The sequence below is a fragment of the Cellulosimicrobium sp. BMG9.23 genome, from assembly GCF_059159985.1.
The window spans coordinates 299,990-312,607 of the sequence record NZ_JBZGBZ010000009.1 but is presented as its reverse complement, the minus strand read 5'-3'; the positions used below and the strand labels follow the sequence as shown (position 1 = coordinate 312,607).

11 protein-coding genes and 1 pseudogene are annotated in these 12,618 nt (G+C 74.5%); 8 read left to right on the top strand and 4 right to left on the bottom strand.

The features are described from left to right. Position 1: 1 nt before the first annotated feature. Positions 2–934: a TatD family hydrolase gene (locus tag AC4H2G_RS17570; RefSeq protein ID WP_494367015.1), complete on the top strand. Its 933-nt coding sequence runs from the start codon at positions 2–4 to the stop codon at positions 932–934. 192 nt (positions 935–1,126) lie between these two features. Continuing rightward, entirely contained in the window at positions 1,127–2,293 is a 1,167-nt protein-coding gene (locus tag AC4H2G_RS17565; protein ID WP_494367014.1) for a resuscitation-promoting factor, read from the top strand. A gap of 15 nt (positions 2,294–2,308) precedes the next feature. On the opposite strand, the gene AC4H2G_RS17560 is transcribed toward AC4H2G_RS17565, so the two are convergent. Further along, the gene (locus tag AC4H2G_RS17560; RefSeq protein WP_494367013.1) at positions 2,309–2,695 is read right to left on the bottom strand and encodes a VOC family protein; all 387 of its coding nucleotides are present in this window, start codon (positions 2,693–2,695) and stop codon (positions 2,309–2,311) included. Positions 2,696–2,878: 183 nt separating this feature from the next. On the opposite strand from AC4H2G_RS17560, the gene AC4H2G_RS17555 reads away from it, so the two are divergent. From AC4H2G_RS17555 to AC4H2G_RS17540, 4 genes are all read left to right on the top strand, one after another. After that, positions 2,879–3,955, top strand: coding sequence for a helix-turn-helix transcriptional regulator (locus AC4H2G_RS17555; RefSeq protein ID WP_494367012.1), 1,077 nt, complete (start codon positions 2,879–2,881; stop codon positions 3,953–3,955). 281 nt (positions 3,956–4,236) lie between these two features. Beyond that, the gene (locus AC4H2G_RS17550; protein WP_494367011.1) at positions 4,237–5,691 is read left to right on the top strand and encodes a resuscitation-promoting factor; all 1,455 of its coding nucleotides are present in this window, start codon (positions 4,237–4,239) and stop codon (positions 5,689–5,691) included. A gap of 77 nt (positions 5,692–5,768) precedes the next feature. Beyond that, on the top strand, positions 5,769–6,686 hold the full coding sequence (gene rsmA / locus AC4H2G_RS17545; protein WP_494367010.1) for a 16S rRNA (adenine(1518)-N(6)/adenine(1519)-N(6))-dimethyltransferase RsmA: 918 nt from the start codon (positions 5,769–5,771) through the stop codon (positions 6,684–6,686). Continuing rightward, entirely contained in the window at positions 6,683–7,633 is a 951-nt protein-coding gene (locus AC4H2G_RS17540; RefSeq protein ID WP_494367009.1) for a 4-(cytidine 5'-diphospho)-2-C-methyl-D-erythritol kinase, read from the top strand. The genes rsmA and AC4H2G_RS17540 overlap by 4 nt, the downstream gene beginning before the upstream one ends. Before the next feature lie 58 nt (positions 7,634–7,691). Here the strand turns inward: AC4H2G_RS17540 and AC4H2G_RS17535 are convergent, their stop codons facing one another. Beyond that, on the bottom strand, positions 7,692–8,711 hold the full coding sequence (locus tag AC4H2G_RS17535; protein ID WP_494367008.1) for an acetylxylan esterase: 1,020 nt from the start codon (positions 8,709–8,711) through the stop codon (positions 7,692–7,694). On the opposite strand from AC4H2G_RS17535, the pseudogene AC4H2G_RS17530 reads away from it, so the two are divergent. Both AC4H2G_RS17530 and AC4H2G_RS17525 read left to right on the top strand, forming a co-directional pair. After that, positions 8,710–9,306: pseudogene (locus tag AC4H2G_RS17530) on the top strand (ATP-binding cassette domain-containing protein); the annotation flags it as partial. The gene AC4H2G_RS17535 and the pseudogene AC4H2G_RS17530 sit on opposite strands and share 2 nt — an antisense overlap. Before the next feature lie 90 nt (positions 9,307–9,396). Further along, positions 9,397–10,755: an ATP-binding cassette domain-containing protein gene (locus tag AC4H2G_RS17525; RefSeq protein ID WP_494367046.1), complete on the top strand. Its 1,359-nt coding sequence runs from the start codon at positions 9,397–9,399 to the stop codon at positions 10,753–10,755. An 82-nt stretch (positions 10,756–10,837) separates the two neighbouring features. On the opposite strand, the gene AC4H2G_RS17520 is transcribed toward AC4H2G_RS17525, so the two are convergent. Further along, a complete protein-coding gene (locus AC4H2G_RS17520; RefSeq protein ID WP_494367007.1) occupies positions 10,838–11,320 on the bottom strand; it encodes a MarR family winged helix-turn-helix transcriptional regulator in 483 nt (160 codons plus the stop codon). 160 nt (positions 11,321–11,480) lie between these two features. Then, entirely contained in the window at positions 11,481–12,545 is a 1,065-nt protein-coding gene (locus AC4H2G_RS17515; protein WP_494367006.1) for a TetR/AcrR family transcriptional regulator, read from the bottom strand. Between the last annotated feature and the right edge of the window lie 73 nt (positions 12,546–12,618).

Below are 12,618 nucleotides of genomic sequence, written 5' to 3'. Positions count from 1 at the left end.
CGTGGCGAAGAACCGAGAGCGCGGGTGGCCGCCGGACCCCGAGCCGCTGCCGGTCGCCGTGGTGGACAACCACACGCACCTCGACTCGATCGCACACGTGCTGCCCGACGACGTCGCGCCTCCGAGCGTGGCGGCGCACCTCGAGCGCGCGGCCGCCGTCGGCGTCGACCGCCTGGTGCAGGTCGGGTGCGACCTGCCCTCGGCACGCTGGACCGACGCGCTCCTGCGGGGGGACCATGCTGACGGCGAGGTGGTCGCGAGCCTGCTGGGTGCCGTCGCGATCCACCCGAACGAGGCGGTCCTCCACGGTGGCGTGCGAGAGGTCGGGCCGGACGGGCTCGAGCCCGACCCGCGGCCGCACCACGCGACGTCGCTCGACGGCGTGATCGAGGAGATCGCACGCATCGCCCGGGACAACGAGCGGGTGCGCGCGATCGGGGAGACCGGGATGGACCTGTTCCGCACAGGTCCGCAGGGGGAGCGCGTACAGCGGGAGTCGTTCCGCGCGCACGTCGCGCTCGCGAAGGAGCTCGGGCTCGCGCTGCAGATCCACGACCGCGACGCGCACGCCGAGGTCCTCGAGGTGCTCGCGCGCGACGGTGCCCCCGAGCGGACGGTCTTCCACTGCTACTCGGGCGACGCCGAGATGGCACGGTTCTGCGCGGCGCAGGGCTGGTACCTGTCGTTCGCCGGGCCGGTGACGTTTCGGGCCAACGACGAGCTGAGGGCGGCGCTGCGCGAGGTCCCGCTCGCCCAGGTCCTCGTCGAGACTGACGCGCCGTACCTCACGCCGCACCCCTACCGCGGTCGTCCGAACGCCCCGTACGTCCTGCCATCGACCGTCCGTACCGTCGCCGAGGTGACCGGCGTACCGCTCCCCGACGTGTGCATCCGGGTGGCCGCGACGTCGGTCGAGGTCTACGGGCCCTGGTGACCGGCCCGTGACGCGCCGATGACGGGCCGCTGACGGGCGTCCGCGGACGCCCGGCACGAACGGGAGGTTTCGCCCACGGTCACGTTTCGGCTACGGTCGGGTCCGTGCGTCGTCCGCGGTCCGCCGACGACGCCCCGAACCCCACGCCCGGCCCTCGCCGGACGCCCGGCCCGCCGAGAAGGGACCGCCCGCGTGCTCGCACCTGACGGAACGACGCGCCGCCGCGTGCAGCGGTTCGTCGCCCGGGGAGTGGTCGTCGTCGGGCTCGTCGGGGTGACCGGTGCGTTCGCGACGCTGCACAAGAGCGTGACCCTCGACGTCGACGGCACGCTCTACGACGTCTCCGCGTACGGGCGCACGGTCGGCGAGGTGCTCGACTACCAGGACGTCGGCGTCGCGTCGGAGGACCTCGTCGAGCCCGCGCTGGGTTCCTCCGCGCCGGACGGCGGCACGATCGTCGTCCGGACGAGCCACGACGTCGTGGTCGAGATCGACGGCCAGGAGCAGACGATCGCGACGACGGCACGGACGGTGGGCGAGCTGCTCGCGTTCCTCGGGCCGCGCGCCGAGGGGGCGGTGACGGACGTGTCGCGCTCGGCGTCGCTCGGGCGCCAGCCGGTGCGCGTGTCGACGCTCAAGACCGTGCACATCGCGGTCGACGGCGTGGTCATGCCCATCACGACGGCAGAGGCCACGGTCCGAGGCGTGCTGCAGACCGCGGGGATCGTGCTCGGCGAGGAGGACGACACGTCCGTCCCGCTCGACGCCGCCGCGGTGGACGGGATGCTCGTCCTCGTCAGCCGGGCGGCATCGACGTCGGACACCCTCACGGAGGTTCTGCCGTTCACGACCGAGGAGGTCGAGGACCCCAACCTGCCGAAGGGCCACCGGGTCGTCGTGCAGTCGGGACGCGTGGGCGAGGCGGTCACGACGTACGCGGTGCAGACGCTCGGCGGTGCAGAGGTCGCCCGCACCGTGCTGACGCGCACCGTGACGACCGAGCCGCGCAACGAGGTCATCAAGATCGGGACGATGGACGTCTCCGTCTCGGTGGACCCGGGCTCCGCGCGCGCGATCGGGCAGTCGCTCGCCGCGCAGCGCGGGTGGGGCGACGACCAGTTCGTGTGCCTCGACAAGCTGTGGACCAAGGAGAGCAACTGGCGCGTCGACGCCGACAACCCGAGCTCGTCGGCCTACGGGATCCCGCAGGCGCTGCCGGGCTCGAAGATGGCGACCGCCGGCGACGACTGGCGCACGAACCCCGCGACCCAGATCACCTGGGGCCTCGGCTACATCGAGGGCCGCTACGGCACGCCGTGCTCGGCCTGGTCGCACTCGGTGGCCAAGGGCTGGTACTGACCGGTCCCCGGAAGGTCACCGGCCGAGCATCTCCAGGTAGTGCGGGTTCTCCATGATCCCGAGGACGTTGCCGAACGGGTCGACGACGGACGCCGTCACGAACCCCTCGCCGGTCCCGCGCTCGACGACGCCCTCGTACTCGGTCGCGCCGAGCTCGAGGAGCCGGGCGAAGACCGCGCGGACGTCGTCGACGTGCCAGTTCACGATCGCGCCGCCCGGTGACGCGGGCTGGGGCCGCGGCGAGTACGAGCGCGCGATGATCCCCAGCTCGTCCTCGTGGTCACCGACGCGGAACTCCACGTAGCCGCCGGGGACCACGTAGTAGGGCTCGGTCCCGAGCACGGTGGTGTACCAGGCCGCGGCGGCCTCCAGGTCGTCGGCCCACAGGTTCAGCGTCGCCATCCCTCGCAGCATGATGGTCGTCCTCTCGATCAGCTGGGCGGTCGTCGGGCGGGCGCCCGTCGTCGCGTCGTGCCCGGTCCGGTCGGGACCGTCGAGGCCCTCGGCGGGCCGTCGAGGACGACGCTACGGCCCATCGAGGAACCTCCGGTTCCGCATTCGACGCCGACCGGGAAGACTGGGACGGTGCTCGACACCTCCGTCCGCCTCCTGCGGCTCCTCGCCCTCCTCCCGTCGCGCGCGACCTGGACCGGTCCAGAGCTCGCGGAGCGGCTCGGCGTGACGACGCGCACGGTGCGCAACGACGTCGAGCGGCTGCGCGTGCTCGAGTACGAGGTCCGCTCGACGCCGGGCGTCGCGGGCGGCTACCGCCTCGGTGCCGGGTCGGCCCTGCCGCCGCTCCTGCTCGACGACGAGGAGGCGACCGCCGTCGTGCTCTCGCTGCGCGCGGCGACGGGCGGGTCGGTGTCCGGGAGCGAGGAGGCCGCGCTGCGCGCGCTGGTCAAGCTCGACGCCGTCCTGCCCGCGCGCCTGCGCTCGCGTGCCGACGCGCTGCGCGCCGCGGTGGTGAGCGTCCCGGCGAGCGGGCCGACGGTCGACCCGCAGGTCCTCGCCGACGTCGCGACGGCCGTCCGCGACCGCGTCGGGCTGCGCCTGGAGTACCGCACGCACGACGGGTCGACGAGCCTGCGCGCCGTCGACCCGTACCGCCTCGTCCACGTCGGCCGGCGCTGGTACCTCCTCGCGTTCGACACCGACCGGGACGACTGGCGCACGTTCCGCGTGGACCGGCTCCGGCTCCGGACTCCCGGCGGTGCGCGCTTCGTGCCGCGCGAGGTCCCTGGTGGCGACGCCGTCGCCCACGTGCTGCGCGGCGTGGGTGCGACGGCCTGGCCCCACACCGCGCGCGTGCGCCTGCACGCCCCGGCGGCCGCGATGGCGCAGGTGCTCACGCCGGCCGCGGGGGTGCTGTCCGACGACGGCCCCGACGCGTGCGTGCTCGAGACCGGCGGCTCGTCGATGGCGCACCTCGTCGGGATGCTGCTGTCGCTCGAGGTCGACCTCACCGTGCTCGACCCGCCGGAGCTGCTCGTCGTGCTCGAGCGCGCGGGACAGCGGGCGGTGCGGGCGGCGGCGCGTGCGACTCCCGGGCGGCGTGACGCGCCGTCGAATCATGGAGTCATCGTGGAATCCACGAGTGAGGACCGCGTGGAGAGCGCCGCGACATTCACGGAGGAAAACGGACAGAACCTCCCATCCTAACTGCGGACCGCTTGGAGTTGGATAACAGATCGGTTACGGTCGAACGTCGCTCGTGCGTCAGTCGTGCCGTCGTCCGTCCCCTCGCGGGTCGTGCCGCCGGCACGGGGACACCCGGGCGGTGCGCCGCCGTCGGGCCCTGGGGAAGGGGTGTCGAGGAGGCGCAGGCAGCCGGATCGGCCGCTCGAGACCTGCGGGTCGCACCACGGTGCGTCCGCCGTGAGGTCGCACGCCTGCGTGCGCCCCGCGGTCCGTAGGTGGTGCACCCGCGCCGACGAGCCACCGTGCCCGGGACCCACGACGACTGGACCCGAGTGAACAACCCCTTCCACCGGACCGCGGACGCGGCCGGCGCGCCCGAGAGCGCCGACACCACCCAGCCCCTCGACCTCTCCGACACCACCGCCGCCGAGGGCTCCACGAGCCCCGCGGCCCCGACGGCCCGCCGCCGTCGCCGCTGGCCCCTCGTGGCCGGTGCGACCGCGACCGTCCTCCTCGCCACCGGTGCCGTCGCCTACGGCACCGCGCACAAGACCGTCGAGCTCGACGTCGACGGCAAGATCACCACGGTCAGCACCTTCGCCGGCTCCGTCGACGGCCTGCTCGAGGAGCAGGGCGTCACCGTCGGCGAGCGCGACCAGGTCGTCCCCGACGCCGACGCCTCGCTGCGCGGCGGGAGCGACGTCGTCGTCCGCTACGGGCGCGAGGTCCCCGTCCAGGTCGACGGAACCCAGTCCTCCGTCTGGCTCACCGCGCTCGACGCGGACGAGGCCCTGACGACCCTCGCCTCGCGCGGCAGCGACGTGCGCCTCGTGGCGTCCCGCTCCGGCGAGCGCGCCTCGCTGCCGATCCGCCTCGACGCGGACGGCCCCGTGGCCGTCGTGGCCGACGGCGAGACCAAGGTCGCGCCCGACGGCAGCATCGGCATCGACGCGATCCTCGACCAGCAGGGCGTCGTCCTCGGCGAGCTCGACCGCGTGCACGTCGCCCAGTCCGACGCCGTCGCAGCGACGGCCGACGAGAAGGCCGCCGACGAGAAGGCTGCCGACGAGAAGGCTGCCGACGAGAAGGCCGCCGACCAGAAGGCGACCGACGAGGCGGCGGCCGACGAGGCCGACGTCTCCCTCGTGGTCCAGCGTGTGAAGGTCGAGGAGGTGCCGACCACCAAGCCCGTGCCGTTCGAGACGACCACGGAGGAGGACCCGAACCGGTACGAGGACCTCGACCAGGTCGTCAAGCAGGAGGGCGTCGAGGGCGTGCACACGACCGTCCACCGCGTCACGACGGTCGACGGCACGGAGGAGTCCCGCGAGCTGGTCTCCGACGGCGTCACGACCCCGCCCGTGACGAAGATCCTCGTGCAGGGCACCAAGGAGCGCCCGGAGCCCGAGCCCGAGCCCGAGCCGGAGCCCGCGGCGACGCCGCGGTCCTCCGGGTCGGGGTCCTCGGGTGCGTCGGCCGCCCCGGCCCCTGCACCCGCCGCTGACCTCGGCTCCGCGCCCGCGGGCGTGTGGGCGTCGCTGGCCCAGTGCGAGTCCGGTGGCAACCCCGCGACGAACACGGGCAACGGCTACTACGGCCTCTACCAGTTCTCGCTGCCGACCTGGCAGGCGATGGGCGGCTCCGGCCTCCCGTCGGAGGCCTCGGCCGCCGAGCAGACGCAGCGCGCCCAGGCGCTCCAGGCCCAGTCGGGCTGGGGCCAGTGGCCCGCGTGCGCCCGCAAGCTCGGGCTGCTCTGACAGCAGCAGGTGAACGACGCCGGAGGGCGGGGTGCGCGAGCGCCCCGCCCTCCGGCGTGTCGGTAGGCTCTGGGCTCATGAACGACACCCGAGGCGCCCTGCTGGGTCCGGCCGAGATCCGTGACCTGGCGGGGCGTCTCGGCGTGCGTCCCACCAAGACGCTCGGCCAGAACTTCGTGCACGACGGCGGCACGGTCCGCAAGATCGTGCGGGTCGCCGACGTGCGGGCGGGGGAGCGCGTCGTCGAGATCGGGCCGGGCCTCGGGTCGTTGACGCTGGGCCTGCTCGAGGCGGGGGCGAGCGTCGTCGCCGTCGAGATCGACCCGGTGCTCGCCCGTCAGCTCCCGACCACCGTCGCCGCGCACGTGCCCGACCTCGGCGACCGGCTCGAGGTCGTGGGCGCCGACGCGCTCGACGTGACGTCGCTGCCCGGCGAGGCGCCGACGGCGCTCGTCGCGAATCTCCCGTACAACGTCGCGGTCCCCGTGCTCCTGACGTTCCTCGAGCGCTTCGACTCGCTCGAGCGCGTGCTCGTCATGGTCCAGGCCGAGGTCGCGGACCGCCTCGCCGCGCCGCCCGGGAGCCGGACCTACGGCGTGCCGTCGGTGAAGGCCGCGTGGTACGCGTCGGCGCGCCGCGCGGGCACCGTCGGGCGTGCGGTCTTCTGGCCGGTGCCCAACGTCGACTCGGCGCTCGTCGCGCTCGACCGGCGCGAGCCGCCCACGACGACGGCGACGCGCGAGCAGGTCTTCGCGGTCGTCGACGCCGCGTTCGCCCAGCGCCGCAAGATGCTGCGCTCCGCCCTGGCGGGGATCGCAGGCTCTGCGGCGGCCTCGGCGGCAGCGCTCGAGGCGGCCGGGGTCGACCCGCAGGCCCGCGGGGAGACGCTCGACGTCGTCGCGTTCGCGCGCATCGCCGAGCACCTGCCCACGGTCACCGGCGGCCGCACCTCGCCGCGCGCGGCCGGCGGGCGACCTGGCACAGTGGACGCGTGAGTCCCCCGCATCCCACGAGCATCGCGCTCGCGCCGCCACCTCGTGTCCGGGTGCGTGCGCCAGGGAAGGTGAACCTCTCGCTGCGCGTCGGCGCGCTGCAGGACGACGGCTACCACCCGCTCGTGACCATCTTCCAGGCGGTCGGGCTGAGCGAGGAGGTCGTCGCGCACGAGGCCCCGCGCGGCTCCGGGATCTCGCTGTCCGTCGAGGGCCTGCAGGCCGACGTCGTGCCCACCGACGCGACGAACCTCGCGTGGCGTGCGGCCGAGGCGCTCGCGCAGCACACCGGGGTGGACCCCGACGTCCGCCTCCAGGTCGTCAAGGGCGTGCCGGTCGCGGGCGGCATGGCGGGCGGGTCGGCGGACGCCGCCGCGACGCTGGTCGCGTGCGACGCGCTGTGGGAGACGGGCCTGTCGCGCGCGGAGCTGATGCGGCTCGCGTCGGGGCTCGGTGCCGACGTCGCGTTCGGGCTCGTGGGGCACACCGCCGTCGGGACCGGTCGGGGGGACGTGCTCACGCCGGCGATGACGCGCGGGGAGTTCCACTGGGTGTTCGCCGTACAGGCCGACGGGCTGTCGACGCCCGACGTCTACCGCGCGTTCGACGAGACGGTCGACGGGCCCGCCGAGCTCGACCACGCGGACGACACCACGCTCATGCAGGCGCTGCGGGCCGGGGACCCCGTGGGCCTCGGGCAGGCGCTGCGCAACGACCTCGAGGGTCCCGCGCTCACGCTGCGCCCCGAGCTCGAGCGCACGCTCGCCGTCGCGCGCGAGGCGGGTGCGCTCGGGGCGATCGTCTCCGGCTCGGGGCCGACCGTCGCGGCGCTCGCGCGCAGCCGTCAGCACGCGCTCGCGATCGGCGCGACGTGGACCGCGGCCGACGCGTGCGACAGCGTGTGGTGCACGACGGCGCCCGCGGGCGGCGCGCGCGTCGTCGCCCACTGACCTGTGGCGACACCGCGACGGGCAGGCCCTCGGGCGAGGGGCGCCGTCGGGCCGGCCGTCAGGCGCGGGCGTGCGTACGCAGCCAGGCGCGCTGGTGCGCGAACCGGTAGCCCTGGCCGCCCTCATGGTCGTTGTACCGGTAGACGTCGATCTGCCGCTCGACCGGACCGGCCTGCGCGTCGGCGGCCGCGGCCTTCGCGCCCCAGCCGTTGAACGCCGCGTACACGGTGGACGGCGGGCACGTCGCGTCCATGAGCGCGACGGAGAACAGCGCGGGCGCCGTCGCGCGGCGGGCCAGCAGCGCGACGTCGAGGTAGGACAGGGTGCGGAACACGGCGTCCTCCGCGTCGCGGTGCACGGCGAGGTACTGCCGGATCTCGCCGTACGGGTCGCGGTCGGTGATCTCGACGGCGCGGCGGAAGTGGGAGAGGAACGGGACGTCGGGCATCGCTGCGACAAGCCCTTCGGACAGCCCGGCGACGGCGATCGCGATGCCGCCGCCCTGGCTCGTCCCGGCCACCGAGACGCGTGCGGGATCGATGCCCGGGAGCGAGCGGAGTGCGTCGACGGCGCGGACGCCGTCGATGTAGACGCGCCGGTAGTAGTGGTCGTGCGGGTCCTCGATGCCGCGCGTCATGAACCCCGGTGTCGCGGGGCCGGAGCCGACCGGGTCCGGCGTCCCGCCGCCCGTGCCCCACCGGCTGCCCTGGCCGCGCGTGTCGACGACGAGGTGCGCGAAGCCGGCGTTGGCCCACGTGAGGTGCTCGTGCGCGAGGCCGCGACCGCCGCCGTACCCGATGAACTCCACGACGGCCGGGAGCGGCTCGTCGGCCCGGGCGGGCCGCACGAGCCACGCCTTGATCGGGTGACCGCCGAACCCGGGGAACGTGACGTCGTCGACGGTGACGAGGTCGAGCCCCGTGTCGACGCGCTCGAGGCGCACCGTCTCGGTCAGGTCGCCCCCGGCGGCGCGCGACCCGGCCAGCGTCGAGGTCCAGAAGTCGTCGAGGTCGTCGGGCTCGTCGAGGGTCGGCACGTAGGCCTCGAGCTCGGCGAGCGGCAGGTCGAAGAGCGACATGCGCGCACCCTACCGCCGTCTCGAGTCCAGGATGTCCGCTGTCTCGAAGCGCTTCGACAGTCCCTGTTTTCCCGGACCACCTGGCGGCGCCTACGCTCGGTGCGTGGCTCATCTCCTCGGGGCCGACGGCATCGCGCTGACCGTCGGCACCCGCACCCTCCTCGACGACGTCTCGCTCGGACTCGACGACGGCGACCGCGTCGGCATCGTCGGCCCCAACGGGGCCGGCAAGTCGACCCTCCTGCGGCTGCTCGCGGGCACGCAGCAGCCCGACGGCGGCCGCGTCACCCGGGTGGGCGGGCTGCGGGTCGGCCTCCTCGACCAGCGCGACGACGTCGGGACGGGCGCGACGATCCGGGACCTCGTGCACGGCGACGCCGCGACGCACGCGTGGGCGTCGGACGCGGCTGTCCGCGGCGTGCACGACGGCCTGCTCACGGACCTCGACCTCGACGAGCCCGCGGACACGCTGTCCGGCGGGCAGCGGCGGCGCGTGGCGCTCGCAGCCCTGCTCGTCGCCGACCACGACGTGCTGTTCCTCGACGAGCCCACCAACCACCTCGACGTCGAGGGCGTGGCGTGGCTCGCGGAGCACCTGCGCGAGCGGTTCGCGCGGCCGGGAGCCCGCGGCGCGCTGGTGGTCGTGACGCACGACCGGTGGTTCCTCGACGCCGTGTGCTCGCGCATGTGGGAGGTGCGCGGCGACGGCTCCGGCGAGGTCGAGGGCTACGAGGGCGGGTACGCCGCCTACGTGCTCGCGCGTGCCGAGCGGCAGCGGACCGCCGCCGTCACCGCGGAGAAGCGCGACAACCTGCTGCGCAAGGAGCTCGCGTGGCTGCGCCGCGGGGCGCCCGCGCGCACGAGCAAGCCCAAGTTCCGGCTCGACGCCGCGGCCGCGCTCATCGCCGACGTCCCGCCGCCGCGCGACTCGATGGAGCTCACGCGCACCGCGACGAAGCGGCTCGGCAAGGACGTGCTCGACCTCGAGGACGTCACGGTCAGCGTCCCGGCCCGACCGGGCACCGACGTGTCAGGGTCACAGGTCACCGGGGTGACCGCTGACCCTGACACGGGGCGGCGCGTGCTGCTCGACGACGTCACGTGGCGCCTCGGCCCGGGCGACCGGTACGGGGTCGTCGGGGTCAACGGCGCGGGCAAGACGACCCTCCTCGCCCTCCTCGCCGGGCGGCGCGAGCCCGACGCGGGTCGGGTCAAGCGCGGCAAGACGGTGGCCGTCGCGGAGCTCACCCAGGACGTGGAGGAGCTCGACGACATCGCCGGGCTGCGCGTGGTCCAGGTGATCGAGTCCGAGAAGCGGTCGGTCGTCGTCGACGGCAAGGAGCTCACGGCGTCCCAGCTCGTCGAGCGCCTCGGCTTCACGCGCGAGCGTTCGCAGACCCTCGTGCGCGACCTCTCCGGGGGCGAGCGGCGTCGGCTCCAGCTCCTGCGGCTGCTCGTCGCCGAGCCGAACGTGCTCCTGCTCGACGAGCCGACGAACGACCTCGACACCGACACGCTCGCCGCGCTGGAGGACCTGCTCGACGGCTGGCCCGGGACGCTGATCGTCGTCTCGCACGACCGCTACCTGCTCGAGCGCGTCGCCGACCGTCAGGTCGCGCTGCTCGGCGACGGCAGGATCCGAGACCTGCCGGGCGGGGTCGAGCAGTACCTCGAGCTGCGTCGGGCCGCGATCGCGAGCGGGGAGACCGGCTCGGCGCTGCGCGCGCCGGCCGTGCCCGCGGGCCCGGGTGGGGGGCCAGGAGGGGCGACGGGCGCGGCGTCGGGCACCGGGGACGACGGCGCGCCGGGCGGTCCCGCGGCCCCGAGCGCCGCAGAGCTGCGCGCGGCGAAGAAGGAGATCAACCGGATCGAGCGCCGGCTGAGCAAGATCGCGGAGCTGGAGGCGCGACTGCACGACAAGATCGCGGCCCAGGCGACGGACTACGCCGCCGTCGCCGGGCTCGACGCCGAGCTCCGCGTCCTCGCCGCCGAGAAGGACGAGCTCGAGGCGGCCTGGCTCGAGGCCGCGGAGGTCGCCGGCTGACGAGGCCGGCGGGCCGTCGGCGGGTGCCCGCGGGGCGCCCTGCGTCGGTGGGTACCTGCGGGGGCGCACTGCGCCGCCGGCCTCAGCGGCGGCGGAAGCCCATGCGGTCGTCGGGGTCGACGCGCTCGAGGATTGCGCTCGCGATGTCGTCGAGCTGGGTGACCTGCTCGTCCGAGAGTGCGTCGACGACGTGGTCGCGCACGGTCGCGACGTGCCCCGGGGCGGTCGCGACGACCTTCTTCCAGCCGTCGTCGGTGAGGTGCGCGTTGGTGGCACGACGGTCCTCGGGGCACGGGAGGCGCTCGACGAGCCCGCGCTTCTCGAGGCGCGCGACGACGTGCGAGAGGCGCGGGAGCGTCGCGTTGGTCGCGGACGCGAGGTGCGTCATGCGCAGCGTGCGGTCCGGTGCCTCCGAGAGCATCGCGAGCACGTAGTACTCGAAGTGGCTGAGGTCGGCGTCGCGCTGGAGCTGTGCGTCGAGGACCCCGGGCAGGAGCTCGACGACGGCGACGAGGCGCTTCCACGCGTCGAGCTGGGTCTCGTCGAGCCAGCGGGGCTCGCTCATCCTGTCCTCCTCCGGGATGTGACAGGGAGCACTCCGGGAACTGTTTACGCTACAAGTATACCGGGTCTAGGTTGCTACTTGTATCAACAACCAATTGACCGTCGGCCGGCGTGGGGTTCGCGCTCGCGGAGTGATCTCGTGGAAGGCCGCGTGCATGGAGTCAGCCGCGCGCCTTCTCCACGGCTGCGCGTGCGGCGTCACGCTCGCCGCGCTGAGCCTCGCGCAGCGCCTTCTCGAGCTCGCGCACCTTCTTCTGCGCCTCGCGGAGCCGTCGCTCGGCGTCGCGCCGCTTGAGCGTGGCCTTCTTGACCTTCGGGTCGCGGACGTGCACGGCCACCTCTGCCGGAACGGCGCCCGTGTCGCGGGCCAGGGCGTCCTCGACATCCCCCTCGGCGTCGGCCGTGTGCGCGGCGGTGCCGTCGGCCGCGGTGCCGTCGGGTGCGGTCCCGAAGGCGCGTCCCGCTCCCGGGGTGCCGGCGGCCCGCGCGTCGACGTAGACCTCGAGGCCGTCCAGGATGCGTTCCAGGCCCCACGCCGTGTCGTCGATCTGCCCCTCCCCGCCGTACGCCCCCGAGACGACGAGCGGGCGCAGGTACGGGAAGCGGACCTCGTCGACCAGCCCGCGCAGTGCCTCGGCGAAGGCCGAGCCGTCGACGGTGCCAGCCCCGACGCCCCCGCCGGCCTCGCCGACCGCCTGCGCGAGGTCGGACTCGAGCCGCGCCGCGTTCCGGGCGTACCCGCTGAGGAGCAGGATGACCGACATGCTCTCCTCCTCGTCGAGCGGCGTCGAGCGCAGCGCCCGGAGCCCGGCGTCGGCGCCGCGCAGGTTGTTCGGCGTGAGGGGCGCTCCCGTGATCGGGATGTCGAGGAACCACGGGTGCGAGAGGAACACCGCCGTCGTGAACTGGGCCCACTCGCGCAGCTCCGCGCGCCAGTCCGCGGGCTCGTGCGCCGGGGGGTACTCGACGTCGAGGACCGACTCCTGCATGAGGAGCAGGAGGTCGTCCTTGCTCGTCACGTACCGGTAGAGAGACATCGTCGTGAAGCCGAGGCTCTGCGCGACCTTCGCCATCGAGACGGCGGCGAGCCCTTCGGCGTCCGCGATCTCGATCGCCGCCTCGACGATGCGCTCGATGCTCAGCTCGCGCTTCGGCGCACGTTCGGGGCGCTCGGCGACACCCCACGCGAGCGCGATCCGGGCCGGGAGGTCGGGTGCGTCCGTCATGCCCTCATCCTCCCCGAGATTCCCGTCCGCCGAGCCATCGGGTCCGGCGCGCGCCGGCCACCCGCCGTCGGGC

Coding starts and splice junctions, on each gene's coding strand:
- AC4H2G_RS17535 (WP_494367008.1), bottom strand. CDS start 8,711: ATGTCGCTCTTCGACCTGCCGCTCGCCGAGCTCGAGGCCTACGTGCCG.
- rsmA (WP_494367010.1), top strand. CDS start 5,769: ATGAACGACACCCGAGGCGCCCTGCTGGGTCCGGCCGAGATCCGTGAC.
- AC4H2G_RS17560 (WP_494367013.1), bottom strand. CDS start 2,695: ATGGCGACGCTGAACCTGTGGGCCGACGACCTGGAGGCCGCCGCGGCC.
- AC4H2G_RS17515 (WP_494367006.1), bottom strand. CDS start 12,545: ATGACGGACGCACCCGACCTCCCGGCCCGGATCGCGCTCGCGTGGGGT.
- AC4H2G_RS17525 (WP_494367046.1), top strand. CDS start 9,397: ATGTGGGAGGTGCGCGGCGACGGCTCCGGCGAGGTCGAGGGCTACGAG.
- AC4H2G_RS17520 (WP_494367007.1), bottom strand. CDS start 11,320: ATGAGCGAGCCCCGCTGGCTCGACGAGACCCAGCTCGACGCGTGGAAG.